At 41.1% G+C, this 14836-nt stretch carries 14 protein-coding genes; all 14 read right to left on the bottom strand.

Going from position 1 to position 14836, the window contains the following annotated elements:
- Nucleotides 1-6 precede the first annotated feature (6 nt).
- The gene (locus OCV11_RS00855) at nucleotides 7-795 is read right to left on the bottom strand and encodes an ABC transporter permease (protein WP_261894384.1); all 789 of its coding nucleotides are present in this window, start codon (nucleotides 793-795) and stop codon (nucleotides 7-9) included.
- 9 nt (nucleotides 796-804) lie between these two features.
- Nucleotides 805-2538, bottom strand: a complete 1734-nt coding sequence (locus tag OCV11_RS00850) for a polysaccharide biosynthesis/export family protein (RefSeq protein WP_261894382.1) — start codon at nucleotides 2536-2538, stop codon at nucleotides 805-807.
- 7 nt (nucleotides 2539-2545) lie between these two features.
- The gene (locus OCV11_RS00845; protein ID WP_261894381.1) at nucleotides 2546-2953 is read right to left on the bottom strand and encodes a hypothetical protein; all 408 of its coding nucleotides are present in this window, start codon (nucleotides 2951-2953) and stop codon (nucleotides 2546-2548) included.
- A 773-nt stretch (nucleotides 2954-3726) separates the two neighbouring features.
- Entirely contained in the window at nucleotides 3727-4617 is an 891-nt protein-coding gene (gene galU / locus OCV11_RS00840) for a UTP--glucose-1-phosphate uridylyltransferase GalU (RefSeq protein ID WP_261894379.1), read from the bottom strand.
- A 79-nt stretch (nucleotides 4618-4696) separates the two neighbouring features.
- Nucleotides 4697-6181 carry an undecaprenyl-phosphate galactose phosphotransferase WbaP gene (gene wbaP / locus OCV11_RS00835; protein WP_261894377.1) on the bottom strand — a complete coding sequence of 495 codons (1485 nt, stop codon included), beginning with the start codon at nucleotides 6179-6181 and terminating at the stop codon, nucleotides 4697-4699.
- Between the two features lie 491 nt (nucleotides 6182-6672).
- The gene (locus OCV11_RS00830) at nucleotides 6673-7605 is read right to left on the bottom strand and encodes a KpsF/GutQ family sugar-phosphate isomerase (protein ID WP_261894375.1); all 933 of its coding nucleotides are present in this window, start codon (nucleotides 7603-7605) and stop codon (nucleotides 6673-6675) included.
- Entirely contained in the window at nucleotides 7605-8360 is a 756-nt protein-coding gene (gene kdsB, locus OCV11_RS00825) for a 3-deoxy-manno-octulosonate cytidylyltransferase (protein ID WP_261894374.1), read from the bottom strand. Before kdsB ends, OCV11_RS00830 begins: the two co-directional genes overlap by 1 nt.
- Nucleotides 8361-8417: 57 nt before the next feature.
- Complete coding sequence (kdsA, locus tag OCV11_RS00820; RefSeq protein WP_261894372.1) at nucleotides 8418-9215, bottom strand: 3-deoxy-8-phosphooctulonate synthase; 798 nt, start codon at nucleotides 9213-9215, stop codon at nucleotides 8418-8420.
- Nucleotides 9216-9236: 21 nt separating this feature from the next.
- Nucleotides 9237-10295, bottom strand: a complete 1059-nt coding sequence (locus OCV11_RS00815) for a glycosyltransferase (protein ID WP_261894370.1) — start codon at nucleotides 10293-10295, stop codon at nucleotides 9237-9239.
- Between the two features lie 8 nt (nucleotides 10296-10303).
- Complete coding sequence (locus OCV11_RS00810; protein ID WP_261894369.1) at nucleotides 10304-11350, bottom strand: acyltransferase family protein; 1047 nt, start codon at nucleotides 11348-11350, stop codon at nucleotides 10304-10306.
- Nucleotides 11351-11373: 23 nt separating this feature from the next.
- A complete protein-coding gene (locus tag OCV11_RS24965; protein ID WP_315972741.1) occupies nucleotides 11374-11916 on the bottom strand; it encodes an acyltransferase in 543 nt (180 codons plus the stop codon).
- Nucleotides 11917-11921: 5 nt separating this feature from the next.
- Nucleotides 11922-12698 (bottom strand): glycosyltransferase, encoded by a 777-nt coding sequence (locus OCV11_RS00800; protein WP_261894367.1) that lies wholly within the window; start codon nucleotides 12696-12698, stop codon nucleotides 11922-11924.
- A gap of 1 nt (nucleotide 12699) precedes the next feature.
- Nucleotides 12700-13875 (bottom strand): capsular polysaccharide export protein, LipB/KpsS family, encoded by a 1176-nt coding sequence (locus OCV11_RS00795; RefSeq protein WP_261894365.1) that lies wholly within the window; start codon nucleotides 13873-13875, stop codon nucleotides 12700-12702.
- On the bottom strand, nucleotides 13863-14756 hold the full coding sequence (locus tag OCV11_RS00790; RefSeq protein WP_261894363.1) for a hypothetical protein: 894 nt from the start codon (nucleotides 14754-14756) through the stop codon (nucleotides 13863-13865). Before OCV11_RS00790 ends, OCV11_RS00795 begins: the two co-directional genes overlap by 13 nt.
- Nucleotides 14757-14836 lie beyond the last annotated feature (80 nt).

Raw genomic sequence — 14836 nt, 5'->3', positions numbered from 1 at the left:
TCAACTTTAGCGGCTTATAGCCTGTTTCCAACTTATATGATAGCAAGATAATGCAAAAAACAAAAATAACAATGTAATTACATTAACATAGAAATCACTGACTCCAGCATTACCATACTGTGGCACTGCAGCATAGCGAGTAAGTTCTATAATATGTAATATAGGATTCCATGTTAGATACCCCCAGTATTTCTCTGGGATATCTTGTAAGCTCATAAATGTACCTGATATAAAAAATAGTGGTCTAGTCAATATGTCTACTATTTTATTTAATTCTGGCACAAAGCAGTACGCCACTGAGAAAATAGTTCCTAAGCTCACGGCTATTATCCAGAGTTTTGTCAAATTGAATATGACTTCAATTGAATCACTAATGGTTATGTCTATCCTAAATAGATAACTAATTACTCCTAGTACAACAACAACAAAAAGCTTTATTAAAAACTCTAATCCAGAAATTGCCAATATTGCACTAATAGGTTGAACTTGACGAAATGAAAAGAGCGGTTTGCTTTTTTTTATTGCATTTGCAGTTGATTGCATAGTTCCAAGAAAAAATTGAACTAAGGTCATACCAATCATCATAAATAAAAAAGTCGATATGCCATGGACATCTATACCACCGCTTAATGTATTTCTCATAAATGACAAAGCGAATATAAAGCTTACCGGAGAAATAACTGCCCATGAAATACCCACTTTATCATTAAATTTGCTTTTTATTTCGCGCAAGAAAATAGCAAAGATAACGTCGCCCCAAACTTTCAGTGTTGAACGCGATTTTACTTTAGCCATAACAAAACCTTATAGAGCAACTTTAGCAGCAACCGCAATTTGATAAATAATTTGCGTAATATCTTTAGTGAGCTGCATACCTTTGGTTTCGACTTTTGGTAGCACTAAGATTTGATCGCCTTTGCGAATCTTGGATTCAAGATCAAACTCGACTAGTCCATTGGCATGAACAATTGCGATATTGCGGTCATCGGCTCGATCACTAAAGCCCCCAGCCCATGCAATATAGTCATCCAATGTTGCTTGCGAGTTGTATACCACCGCTTGGGGCATCAACACTTCACCACCAATTTGGATAAGGTCGGTTTTGTATGGAATAACGATTTGGTCGCCTTCTTCCAACTGAATATCAGCAATGTTGCCTTTATCAGACACCACTACACGGCCATCGGGCTTCACTTTGCGAGCCTCTGCGGTAAATTGCATTACCATTTTCGCTTCTTCGGCACGAATCCCCGCTTCACCATCAGATGACGCAGGCGTTGTAAGCACGCTACGCTCTAAACGCTCTAATGAGTCATCGAGCATTTTCTTTTGTCGTTCAGCCACACTCTTACGCAGTACATAGATTGAATCGGTATCGGCTAACTTAGGGTCGACAGGAATATAATTGAGGATATCGTGCAGATGGGTTGACTGATCAACCGCAAAATAGGAAGGCCCCTGATAACTACCCGAAACTTGAATGTCCAATACTTTAGAACGCAAATCGTCATTAAAAATGACCTTGTCGCCATCTTTTAAGGCAAAGGATTTAAAGTCATCATACGTGATGTATAACGAAATAGGCCCCGATGCACGGTTTCCGACAATGCCGACATGGCTCACTTTCGCTAGCGGCCGTGCGTATTTAATCAGTTGCTCGCCACTGGTATTGTCTTGATTCAACTCAAAACGAAATGGATTACGAGCGCTACCAGTCACTGTGATTGCCGCTTTTTGCGGTGTCACTAAGATAATATCGCCATCTTTGAAACTAATGCGTGGTAATGCCCCTGAACGCATAAAATCATATAGATCCGCCGTGGCGATAATTTCACCTTGACGAATGATTTCGATATCGCGATAACTGCCACGCTCTGAATCAACGCCGCCAGCGCGTTGTAGATAATAGAGGATACTATCAGATGCCATACCTGCGTATTGGCCAGGGCGAATAATCGCTCCCGATAAGTAAACACTGACAGGAGTAGCAGTAAGTAAGTTCACGTATACATTAACGTTACGGGTATACACCTGCTTTATTTTGTTGGTTACATAGGTGTTGACCGAGCCAGCCATCACATCTTTGACGTGAATCGGGCCAATGTCCGGAATAAAAATGTTGCCCTGATTATCAACAGTGACCACGCTGGAATAGTTGGTCGCCCCCCAGATCCAGATATTTAATTTATCCCCAGCCGCGATGGGGTAATTATCTCGCGTTCCATCAGTTCGCTCTGTTTCATATCCACCTGCAAAGAGATTTGCGCCATAGGGCGGTGGCAACGACTCTCCAGAAGAAGGCAATAAGTCACGAATATTGGCTTCGCTAGGCAACAGTAATCCCTGACGTGCTGATGAGTTATAGCTTCCGCTCTTTAATGTTTGATTAGGCGCTTTGGTTGTAGCATCGACTTGGGAGGGAGTGGCTGAAGAAGATTGGTTGAGCAGAAGAAAACTACTACTGTCTGCAGCAAACGCACTATTTAATAACAATACGCCGGAAAAGAATCCCAGAGCCGTCTTTTGTTTAAAAATCATAAGTCACTTAAAGTTTCAGATCTGACATTGGGTTCTTAATATCGCGCATTAAATACCATGGCGAGAGTTCTGTGAGTTCGTATTGCGATACTTGAGAGCATGCAACACGTTGACTACGAGTATTTTTATTAACATCATTGATAATAAGATTTCGACATAGCATATCTAATGCTGAAATATAGGGCTTACTAGCAAAGATGGTATATTCCGAATCACTGATACTGGCGGATTCTTGAGTAGCAAATTGCTTCCAAAAGATGAGGGGTAATTGTTGTCCAAGAGAATCCATACCTGCAGAAGCTTCAACTAAAGGAACACTGGCTTCAATTTTCCTCGGCGGAGATGAACACCCACTCAGAAATAGGCTGGGTAAAATAATTGATATGACTATTTTTACTAAACGATTCATTTTCATTTGATACGCTACCGCCCTACGGTACAGGCGTTATCCATAACACGCACGAGCAGTCCAATGCAACTACAATCATAAGGCGTCACAACTATATTTCTCTAATTGATATGACTCTGATAATTATAATTTTGCCAATTAATATTGATTCAATTTATTGTGCACAAAGATACCTTACTCCATGACGCTAAATCAACCATAATTTGATATACCTCTGACTAAAAACCTTATTTAAATAAAGATTAAATTCTAGAAAATATTAATAATGATTTATTTGTCAATATAACATGAAGGGGGATGCTATGACGTTTTTATTTGTAAGTCATAACAAATTAATGATTAATTTATCAATAAAATGAAATTGATGAAAATTTGTACATTATGTCAGAGAATTTTCTGACTGAGAAATAACCAAATACCAATTCAATTTCTCTTCACCAACTTGGAATGAGAACCTAACTCAGCATATATTGATGGTAATGTCATTAAATCAATTAAGTGCTGTGGCTCATTAACAACTAAATAACATTATATACTCTAACTGCTCTGAACACATTTGGGCTAAGAACATAGAAAGATGTTTTACATAAGGCACTAGTTGCACCGATGATTTGTAAAAATGGCTAGCGTGCAACTCTCTTTCTGTTCGTTTTAGCTTATAGGCATTAATATGCATTTATTTACATAACGTTATTCTAGATCCATTTGCTAATATTCTCGCAATAAAAAAGGCCCGATGTTTCCATCAGGCCTTTATCTAACAGTAATATAAAGAAAACTTACGCTTCAGCTGTTTCCGCTTGTTTTACATCTTCAATCGTTTTTTCTACCGATTTTAGTGTCGGCTTCTTGTTATATATATGTTCATAACAGTAGTTAGTGGCTTCAATATAACCTTCAACACTTCCGCAATCGAAGCGCTTACCTTCGAATTTATAAGCAAGCACACAACCTGTTTTCGCTTGTTTTAGCAAAGCATCGGTGATTTGAATCTCGCCACCTTTACCCGGTTCTGTTTGCTCGATCAGGTCAAAGATATCTGGAGTCATGATATAACGACCGATAATCGCCATATTGCTTGGTGCAGTGCCTGGTTCTGGTTTTTCCACCATATCATCAACACGGAAGATGTTGTCTTTGATCATCTCACCGGAGATCACCCCGTATTTATGCGTTTCTGTCTCTGGCACTTCTTGCACTGCGACAATGGTGCAGCGGAACTGGTTATACAGCTCTGCCATTTGCGCTAGTACACCTTTGTGTTCATTCACGCATAGGTCATCTGCCAGCACAACAGCAAATGGGTTATCACCCACTAGGGCTTTACCAGTCAAAATGGCATGGCCTAAACCTTTCATTTCACGCTGACGGATGTAAGTAAAGCTAGCAGAATCCATCACGCCACGAATATCTTCAAGAAGCGCTTCTTTCGAAGTACCGTTGATTTGGTGTTCCAGCTCATAGTTAGTATCAAAGTGATCCATGATGGAGTGTTTGCCACGGCCCGTCACAATACACATATCAGTCATGCCAGCGTGAATCGCTTCATCCACACCATACTCAATCAATGGTTTATTAACGACCGGCATCATTTCTTTCGGCATTGATTTGGTTGCTGGAAGAAAACGTGTACCGTAACCCGCTGCTGGGAAAAGACATTTTTTAATCATAATAATTCCTAAATGTTTTATTTAAGGGAGTTCAGTTCACTGTTAATTACTAAATAATCATTCCTTTATTTAGGCTGAATTAATAAGCTCCATCACCTCTGACAACTACGCCTACGGTCTTAAATAAAATGACAATATCATACCAAAGAGACCAGTTTTTTACGTACCAACTATCAAGATAAACACGAGTGGTGTAATCCGTATCACTACGACCCGTTACTTGCCATAAACCGGACATGCCAGGTTTCACCAAGTTGTAGTACAGAACATCATTACCATAACGTTTTAGTTCTTCATCAATTACCGGACGAGGACCGACAAGACTCATTTCGCCTTTTAAGACATTCCACAACTGCGGTAATTCATCAAGACTCGTTTTACGCAGGAAATGACCAATTTTGGTTATGCGCGGGTCATTTTTCAGTTTAAATTCACGTTCCCATTCTAAACGCGCTTGGGGATCTTTCTCCAAGAGATCTTTTAGCACTTCCTGTGAATTCATCACCATCGTCCTAAATTTAAGACATTTAAATGGTTTGCCATTATATCCAATACGCTCATGACCAAAGGTTGCAGAACCGCCATCGCGTTTAACCATCAAAGCCACAAATAAGAAAAACGGAGATAAGAGCGTTAATAACATCGCGGATACCACGATATCGAAACAGCGCTTTAATATGCGTGCAGATGCTTTTGATAAATTATTTGTTACACTTAGCATCATTAACTCAGAGCTGAAAAAGCTCGAAACATCCGCTCCGTACAATGGAATACCACGCATCGCTGGCACTATAGAAATATTAGATACATTTAAGTAGGTTAATTTTCTCACCCAGTAATCACGATTAACGCTGTCTTCTTTTTCTAACGCGATGAAAATCCGGTAATACTTATCCAAATTATTGATAAATTCTTTCTTGCTGATATAAGGTACATCTGTCTGATTATCTTGATGATTCTCTACCTGAGATTTCGCATAAGGATTCACAAAGGCTTTAATTGTATAGCCGGTAGAAACATCACTACTGATCGCTTTGTATGCTTCAATGGCATTTTGCTGTTCGCCAATAATGACACACGGTACGCTCCAAAGGCCAAGTTTGTTTAAAATAAGCTTGGCACTATTACGACACAAAGGTAATAGCATAAACAAGACGCACCATGAAATAGCCCATACTTCAACCGAGTAGTTAGGCACTAAAAGCAGGTTCATCGCGAGAGATAAAACAGATAAGATAATCAGATTTTTAATAACATCTTTCAACTCATCCCAAAATGGTTTTCTGCGAGTATAGTGAAGTCGGTTCACACCGAACCAAAAAATCGACATAAAAGCGATGATAAAAAAGACTGTACCTTGCCAATAATCATTTCCCTCAAAGTAATTATTACCTTGAGAATAAAATCCTGACCACGAACCTGTGTCAGAAATAGCATAAGCAATATTTTCAGAAACAATAAAGGCAAACAAATCAAATAAGATTAATATCATGGCGTTAAAAACTGGAATAAACCTCGAATATTTAACTCCATAGCTACCACTCTCAACATTTACATGTTCCATAGCACAACCTATTCATTGTCACAAATTGCGTTTTGAGATCTCTATTCAGAATAAAATAAAGTCCTATTTACCCTCATCAATCCTATTATCGCGAGGGTAAGTGTTTACAAAATAAAAATCCAAAGTGGGTAAAAATCTTGAACACAACATTAAGATTAAGAGCTCTCACTATTTAAATATCAATTTCATGTCAATTCTAATCAAGCATTTAATCAGATTTGATCTTGACCCCATAATAAAAGTTATAATCCATGTATTTTCAGTCGCTTAATAAATATTTTAAAAATATGGAAATACCAATAAAAATGCGAGGGGAATATATAACAACCCTCGCACAAATATTTTAGTCAATAAATGATAGATAAAAATTATGTCAGATTTTGTCTAGTGACTGTTAATCAATGTCTTACGTAAAAATGAATAAGAACACACCATTAAGTGTCTATGTAAGTAAAACAAACTTAAAATTGACAGTAAATTGAACTTGGCAATTACTTTTTAAGAACACCCACCAGCTTGGCGTCATCTAACACCAGCAGAGCACTAATGCGTTTAGACTCCATTAACTCATATGCTTTACCGACAGACTCATCAGGCGAAATGCACACTGGATGAGCGCTGTAGATCGACTCTGCACAGACATTAAAGGCATTTTGACCATACTTTTGCATCGAACGACGTAAATCACCATCGGTCACAATCCCTTTCACCCGCTGTTGTTCATCAATCACCACCGCCAATCCCAAACAGCCATGGGAGATAACATCAATAATTTCTGGGAGCGCACTCGTCATGTGAATGATAGGCAAAACATCGGTTGCCATTTCATCACGGACTTTACTTAACAGGCGACGTCCTAAACTGCCTCCGGGATGGAAGCGAGCAAAATTCTCTGGCTGAAAGTCGCGCAGCTCCATCAAGGTAATGGTTAACGCATCCCCCATCACCAGCGTTGCCGTAGTAGAGCTGGTAGGTGCTAACTGATAAGGACACGCTTCCTGCGGCACAGCGATATTAAGGTGACAGTGAGCGGCAGTAGCGAGCGTTGAATGTGGGTTACCTGTGATGGCAATCAGATAGTTACCGTTATCGCGTAGGAAAGGGAGGAGTTTGAGTACCTCATCGGTTTCTCCTGAATTGGAGATAGCGATAAACACATCTTCCGGTTTCACCATCCCAAGATCGCCGTGAAAAGCTTCTCCTGGATGCATAAAAAAGCTTGGCGTACCAGTGCTAGCAAACGATGCGGCTATTTTCTTACCAATAATTCCCGACTTACCCATACCACAAATGATGGTACGGCCTTGAGTGCTCAGGATCGTTTTAACCGCCTGTTCAAAATGGTCATCTAACTGATTCGAAATCTGCGTTAAACCAGCAATTTCAATATCAATGACCTTCTTTGCTTGATCTAAAATCGACATTAGCTGTTTTCCATTATTCGTTTAACATCGTCATAATCCTCTTGGGTATCAATGCCATGAGGAGGAGCATCGTTGTAACGTACAACCCCAATCGCCATTCCGTTACTCAAGGCACGAAGCTGTTCTAACTTTTCAATCTTCTCAAGCGATGACTCTGGGAACGAACAGAATTGGCGTAAGCGCGCGACTCGGTAAGCGTAGATACCAATATGACGACAAATATGGTCTAGCGAATCTTTCGATTCGCGATTGAAAGGAATCGGCGAGCGGGAAAAATAGACCGCGCGTTGCCCTTCTCCTTCCGCCACTTTAACCACATTGGGATTATGTAAATCAGCGACGGACCCAATTGGACTCATAACCGTGCAAATATCAAACTGAGATGACTGAGTCGCAAATGTGGCCAGTGTGGTAATCAATGCTGGCGGAATCATAGGCTCATCCCCTTGCACATTAATCACCAGAGTGTCGTCACTCCAACCCAATTTTTGGCATACTTCATAGAGCCTATCGGTACCACTGGCGTGATGTTCATCGGTCATGACTGCCGGAATAATATATTGCTGCGCCGCATCGATGATGCGTTGGTCATCTGTCGCGACCACAATGTCTTGTATCGAAAAACCTGCTTTAACTGCCTGATTCACAACATGCCAAAACATGGGTTTATCACATAACGGCATTAATGGTTTCCCGGGTAAACGGGACGATCCATAACGAGAGGGAATCACGATTTTGATGTTTTCAAATGCCATTCTACTTACCTAAATTTTCTATCATTACAAACTGGCACAATCCTTTGCCCAACCCACTTAAACAAGTTTGCTTTCCAAAAATGGGCGTTTGTGTACCACCTGATCTAACTCGACGAGGGTTTCCAACATCTCTTTCATCACGGATAACGGCAGCATGTTAGGGCCATCGCTCAATGCCACTTGAGGATTCGGGTGAGTTTCCATAAACAAACCATCAATACCCGCAGCCACGGCAGAGCGCGCCAATACTGGTACCATTTCACGTTGTCCACCTGATGTTGCGCCTAACCCGCCAGGTTGTTGCACTGAGTGAGTTGCATCGAACACCACTTTACAGCCCGTTTGGCGCATCACGGAAAGTCCGCGCATATCTGAAATCAGGGTGTTATAGCCAAATGAAGTACCTCGGTCGCAAAGCCAAATATCTTTGTTTCCTACCTCATGGCATTTTTTCACCACCTGTTCCATATCCCACGGAGCTTGGAACTGACCTTTCTTGATATTCACTGGTTTGCCCGCTGCAGCCACTTTTTGAATGAAATTGGTTTGACGCACCAAAAAGGCTGGCGTTTGCAGAACATCGACAACAGAAGCTACTTCATCAATCGGCGTATCTTCATGAACATCGGTCAACACTTTCAATCCAAACTCTTGCTTCACCTTGGCTAAAATTTCTAGCCCTTTTTCTATTCCTGGGCCGCGGTAGCTACTTGTAGAGCTGCGGTTCGCTTTATCAAAACTGGATTTAAAGATGTATTCGATCCCCAGCTCTGACGTAATTTCTTTCATCTTGCCTGCGACATCCATGACAAGTTGTTCTGATTCAATGACACAAGGTCCTGCGATTAAAAACATATAAGCCTCGATGAATAATGGTTAAATTTGATAAATTTCTTCCAAATGTTGAGCAAAGCGCTCCACAGAGAAGCGCTTAAATACCGCGCTTCTATCGGGGAGAGTTTCTTGACGAAACTTATCGGGATCTGCAATAAACTGAGACAGCCACTCAATAGCCTCAGACGTTTGACTAAATAGACGCCCGCCGCGCTTATCAGCAACAATATCGCTGTTGCCCGCACAGTCTCGGAGTAATAGTGGAAGGCCTGCCGCACTGGCTTCAATCACAGACACTGGCATGCCCTCCCAAAGAGAGGTAGATAGATAAAGATCGGCATCATTCAAGAGAGCAATCACCTCTTGGCGACTTTTCCAACCGGTCACTTCAACGCCCGCCTGTTCCAGTAAGGCTCGGTCTTGTTCAGCGCCATCACCAATCCAGACAAAGCGCAAATCAAGCTCAGCACATTCGCGAGCAATCTGAGCAAATTCAATAAATCCTTTCTGCGGACGAATGCCCCCGACCGTCAATACTGTCTTTTTGTCCCGCGTCATGGGTTGACTTGGTAATGCATTAAATTCAGAGAGATCTACGGCATTTTCCAGCAATGCTACGTCAACAAACGGTAACGCCTTTTTAATCGCCATTTGTTCGCTTTCTGAGCAAGCAATATAAGTTGCAGGTCTAAAACAGGCGACAGATTCAAAGGCTTTAAACAGAAAGCTTTTCAGCGGGCTGATGTCTTTTCGCATAAAAGAGATGCAATGCGGGCTGTAAAACACTTTGCAGCGCATAAAGAGAGAGCTTAAACGCCCGATAAACCCGCCAAAAGAAGAGTGACAGTGGATAACATCAGGCTGAATTTTTTTAAGTTCCTTACGCAGCGCCAATAACGACCACGGGAAATGCTTAGGGCTCATCCCGACTTCCACTAAAGTGACATTACTTGGAAATAACGTCTCAATGTTCGTTGGGGTATCTGGGCGGCGGGAAAATATCACGGTCACAGCATGTTTGCTCGCCTGATATTGAGCGGCCATGGTCACAATAGATAAAGTGCCTGTCGCAGAGGATTCAATGACATGTACTATTTTCATAACGTTATTTACCATTGTTCCGACATTGTTTGTTTACCCCAAATGCGCACTTTTCCTCGTTGAACGTTATTCAACCAATCAATACGCGTAATACACCAGACAATTCCAATCAAAATGGTTAATTTGAGTGGGAATATAAATAGCCAAGCATGAGGAATAGACATTCCCGTTATAGCAAACGCTTTAACAAAAACATCGTTCACGTAATAATCAAAAGCGATAATTGGAATGGTATTAACACCTAACCAAGAAAACCCCTTGGATAACATTGTATTATTGGACAGCAGAGTAGAAATAACTAATGCGACTCCGGTTCCACTTAAGGACAACACCATATTCCACGCAAAGTCATTCGCCGCTCCAAAATTATTCTCAGCTAAACTAATCACATCACCTTGTGCCTGAATAACAAACAGATAGTACGTAACACAATAGATGATAGGCGTGATAAATAGGAACGATTTAGGGATTGAACCACTGATTTTTTTAATAGAAAAGCCCAGTACAAAATAAATCAAACAAGATAACCCAATCAGCACGTTAAATGGAGTAACCACATCGGTTTGATAACTGATCACCACACCGACAATGCCTAATCCCATCAACGTAATAATAAAAGCATTCTCACTGAGTTTTTTACATAAGATGGCGATCGCTTCTATCACAAACAGCGCATACAAAAACCATAATGGCGTACAGTTAAATGTGGTATCCCATGCTGGATAACCGGTTAACGTTCCATAAAGTCGTGTTAAGAAATTGCTGATTGCATCGGCATTAAAGTGCAAAACAGTGATAGCAACAAATGGCAAACCACAAATAAGGCCATAAACCCATGCAGGTATAATTAAACGGTTAAATTTCTTAGTAAGATTGCTATAAGTACTACCGTCTTTATGCAAATTAAATAAATACCCAGCCAGAATAAAGAACGCTGGCATATGAAAAGCATATATAGCGTGATGTAAGGCTATTGGGATATGTTTTACATGTCCCAATACGACGAGCAAGATCAAAAAGCCACGAAATATATCAATTCTCGGATCCCTAACCATAAGTACCTCTTTGAATTGAATGTTTAGTTCAGTTTCCTTAAGCGAATGTTTTCTGTTACGTAAGTTCCTGGTTCAGAAATACTTTTGGTGATCACTGAACCCGCGCCAACAATGACGCGATCACAAATGCTCACACCAGGCAAAATCACCACATTAGAACCAATCCAACAATCACTGCCGATAGACACTGGCGCAGAATCCAATTCGCTATGGCTAACTACGCCATCAATAACACGATGGTTATGGTCGTAAATTTTGACCCCTTCCCCCAGCAGCGTATTTGCACCAATCACCACTGATTGATTGCTGTTAATCGAGCAGTCGTTATTAAGAAATGCGCCTTTGCCAATGTTGACTTGTCCACCATCGGCAAAAATACTGCAGCGACGGCGAAACTTAACGTGAGAACAAGAGATCGAGCCGCCACTACGGATCCGAACCGAAGGAAAATAAGGCGATGGCACCACCAAGTCCGATTGAATTTGACCGAGGTAGATAACCTTAAAAAACAGCGCTTTCACATTCGCTAGTAGTACCAGCAGGCTTACCAATAACTTATCCATCATCACACCTATCTTAATAGCGAACGTAGTTTCATCGTCACGGTTCGAGGGAAAGCAAGCAACAAACATGAACGCAGCAATCCATAAGCAAAATGCAGGGAACACGCTTTGTTATCCCAAATCACCAGAATACGATTTCTCACCTGCAAGTTGCGCTTTTGCGAAGAAATACTGGTTGAAGAGACCACATAACGGATCAAGGATTGCGGCAAGTTTTTCACTTTGCCCAATTGCATTAATTTGAAGAAAACAGCGTAATCTTCTGCCGCTTTACGATTGGTTGGGTAGCCGCCAATCTGTTTAATGGCATCGGTTCGAATCATAACGGCGGGATGGATAAACATATTGTTCAAAAACATATGCTTTCTTAAGCTGCCATCATCGGTTGGCACTTTATTGGTAAACAGATATTCATACTCTTCATTCACATAGTCTGCCCAACCACCACAAAGAACGATCGCCTCATCTGCTTCCATTGCTGCCACTTGAGCTTTAATCCGACCCGGAAGTGATAAATCGCCACAATCGATACGCGCGATATAGCGATACCCTTGCTGATAGATGTATTCCAGCCCACGATTAAGTGCTCCCTCGATGCCTTGGTTTGCTTCTAACTCAAGTACATGAATATTCGATTTAAATTGACTCACATCGAGTTGCGACCGCAAAGAAACCTGACTGCCATCATCAACGATAACGACGTCAGCTGAGTCATCCTCTAGTGAGCGTAAAGTCAAAATCAAATCGTCATAGCAGTTAAAATAAGGAATTAAATAGCAAACCATCTTATTCCCCCTCGACTTTGTTCAAAATAGACACGACATCAACAGGATGATCAGCAAAATAATCGATACCACTGATCAAATAGCGATGGATGTATTTCTTTAGACGCTCATTATCGAAGGATTTATACAAGGCTCGGCCAAACACATGCGTCGGTTTGCCATAAATCATCGATTCCAAACCAACGGTGGAGTTGTTCACTACCACTTGGTGACATTGGCGTAATAAGTCATTGGTATTGTTGGCAACCAACGTAAAACCTTGGGTGCGACTCATGTCGACAATCTCTTTTACCTCCGCCAAATTTCGTTCCGCTGGATGGAATTTGACATAGAGTGCGAGCCCCTTCTCCTTGGCGATGTTGATTGCCTCACGGATGATCTCTTGGTTATTAAAATCCGAATGAATCAGTAGCTGCGTATCTGAAGAGACCTGTAATGGGCAAAAAATAAACGCTTTGCTTAAGTCAGCATTTTTTAAATTGAACTGAGAAAAATCGACTGGCTCAGGGGTGATTTTTTTCATCCGATAACGCAAGTTTTGAATGCCCGCCATACTTGAACACGAGGTCACCAACATATTGATTGCGCGGCAATAGAGCTGAAATTTTGACACCTTAGATTGAGGAGGTGGCGCTAGTTTGTATTGCTCATACTCCCCTACCCACTGCTGATGAAATTCATCCGCCACCGCTTCTTCTTGATCCAATACTTCTGGATGGAAGAAGAGCGATGACATTGCGTTCACACCACGCTTATCAACAAAAATTTTGTTCGGCAGATTAGATAACTCCATATAAACGCATTTTTGCGGAAACACATCGATGATGCTTTTATCGAGCAGCTGCTGACCATTCCAAATCAGAAAAGTATCGAAATGCGCCAGTTTAGCGGGCACCTGACTGAGATAAGAGCTGTACACCTTACAGGCGAAATCTTGTTGGTAGCCACCGACCGTTATCTCTGAAGAATTAGCCACTCGCTCGGCATACTGAGCATATTCTGGCATGGGCGAGTTTTGCGATAATTGAATGCACGGAATTTTGTTCCAAGCGCACAAGAACCGAATCACCAAGTCATTAGTAATCATCGTCAGTGAGCAATCCGATTGTGAAGAATAGAATCGCTTAAAGAACCAAAAACGTTCAATGCAATCACAGACAAGCGCTATATTTCGCATTCTCTAACCTCCGCGAAATGAGAAATCTCTTCCTTGTAAAAATAAAACAGGAATACAGTCATAAAGAACATGGTCGTTAGCAGGTGGTATTTGAAGAGCAACAGAGGCATCAAATACACCATGCTTTTGAAACCGAACAGATAAAACATCAAGGCAAAGAAAGTCAGAAACCCAAACAAACCCACTGAGTAAAGTAAGTAGATGTAGAAAGAACTGTCGCGAATTTCCGCGCCAGTTAACCCCACAATGCCTAGCGGTTGTGACTCATCAATAAAGACCCCTTCGCCAACCATGTTGAGATAGGTATTACGGATCTGTAATTCAGTAAAAACATACGAACGACTGGCGATGGCGTCATAGTCTGCTTCCGCATTAATTCGCGCATCGTAAAACCCATAAAATATCGGCGTTAAGAAAATCGCAGCCACAATGCACAGCACTTTGAGAATTTTATTGCCTTTACTGAGGAAGATATAAATGCCGATCATCAGCGCCATAATAAGGATGGCGGCAATCGACAGACTCAACCCGACACTGATAATGCCAAACACGGATAAGAGCTTATGTTTGTTCAAAATCAGGAAGATGGATGAAATCGGCAAGACGATCATGCTGTAGTAAGAAGGTTCGGTGAATAACCCGGTAAATCGCGCCGAAATAAAGCTATCGGCTAACGCTTTAGATTCATAGAGCACCACCGCATCTTTGGCTCGTACATATTTACTGAATTCAATAAATTCGCCAGTGGCAAAATAGGCAACCACCTGGATATAGAAGAACACCAGATGTATGAACAACAAATGCTTAAACGCAATTTCGATCTTATCTTTATCCTCACTCTTCGCCCACTGTACGAATAAGAAAACATAAAACAAAAACATAATATATTTCGCTACAGAGTTTATATATATGTTTTCTATAGAATAAAATGAATTAAATATAATTGGGTACGCTAATGCAA

It is taken from the genome of Vibrio porteresiae DSM 19223 (assembly GCF_024347055.1).
Lineage (GTDB): Bacteria > Pseudomonadota > Gammaproteobacteria > Enterobacterales > Vibrionaceae > Vibrio > Vibrio porteresiae.
This window is presented reverse-complemented; position numbering and strand designations above follow the sequence as displayed.

What these genes read in the sequence shown, in the direction of transcription:
- OCV11_RS00810 (WP_261894369.1), bottom strand. Translation starts at nt 11,350, where the DNA reads ATGGTTAGGGATCCGAGAATTGATATATTTCGTGGCTTTTTGATCTTG.
- kdsB (WP_261894374.1), bottom strand. Translation starts at nt 8,360, where the DNA reads ATGGCATTTGAAAACATCAAAATCGTGATTCCCTCTCGTTATGGATCG.
- OCV11_RS00855 (WP_261894384.1), bottom strand. Translation starts at nt 795, where the DNA reads ATGGCTAAAGTAAAATCGCGTTCAACACTGAAAGTTTGGGGCGACGTT.
- wbaP (WP_261894377.1), bottom strand. Translation starts at nt 6,181, where the DNA reads ATGGAACATGTAAATGTTGAGAGTGGTAGCTATGGAGTTAAATATTCG.
- OCV11_RS00845 (WP_261894381.1), bottom strand. Translation starts at nt 2,953, where the DNA reads ATGAAAATGAATCGTTTAGTAAAAATAGTCATATCAATTATTTTACCC.
- OCV11_RS00815 (WP_261894370.1), bottom strand. Translation starts at nt 10,295, where the DNA reads ATGAAAATAGTACATGTCATTGAATCCTCTGCGACAGGCACTTTATCT.
- OCV11_RS00795 (WP_261894365.1), bottom strand. Translation starts at nt 13,875, where the DNA reads ATGCGAAATATAGCGCTTGTCTGTGATTGCATTGAACGTTTTTGGTTC.
- OCV11_RS00850 (WP_261894382.1), bottom strand. Translation starts at nt 2,538, where the DNA reads ATGATTTTTAAACAAAAGACGGCTCTGGGATTCTTTTCCGGCGTATTG.
- OCV11_RS00830 (WP_261894375.1), bottom strand. Translation starts at nt 7,605, where the DNA reads ATGTCGATTTTAGATCAAGCAAAGAAGGTCATTGATATTGAAATTGCT.
- OCV11_RS24965 (WP_315972741.1), bottom strand. Translation starts at nt 11,916, where the DNA reads ATGATGGATAAGTTATTGGTAAGCCTGCTGGTACTACTAGCGAATGTG.
- OCV11_RS00790 (WP_261894363.1), bottom strand. Translation starts at nt 14,756, where the DNA reads ATGTTTTTGTTTTATGTTTTCTTATTCGTACAGTGGGCGAAGAGTGAG.
- kdsA (WP_261894372.1), bottom strand. Translation starts at nt 9,215, where the DNA reads ATGTTTTTAATCGCAGGACCTTGTGTCATTGAATCAGAACAACTTGTC.
- galU (WP_261894379.1), bottom strand. Translation starts at nt 4,617, where the DNA reads ATGATTAAAAAATGTCTTTTCCCAGCAGCGGGTTACGGTACACGTTTT.
- OCV11_RS00800 (WP_261894367.1), bottom strand. Translation starts at nt 12,698, where the DNA reads ATGGTTTGCTATTTAATTCCTTATTTTAACTGCTATGACGATTTGATT.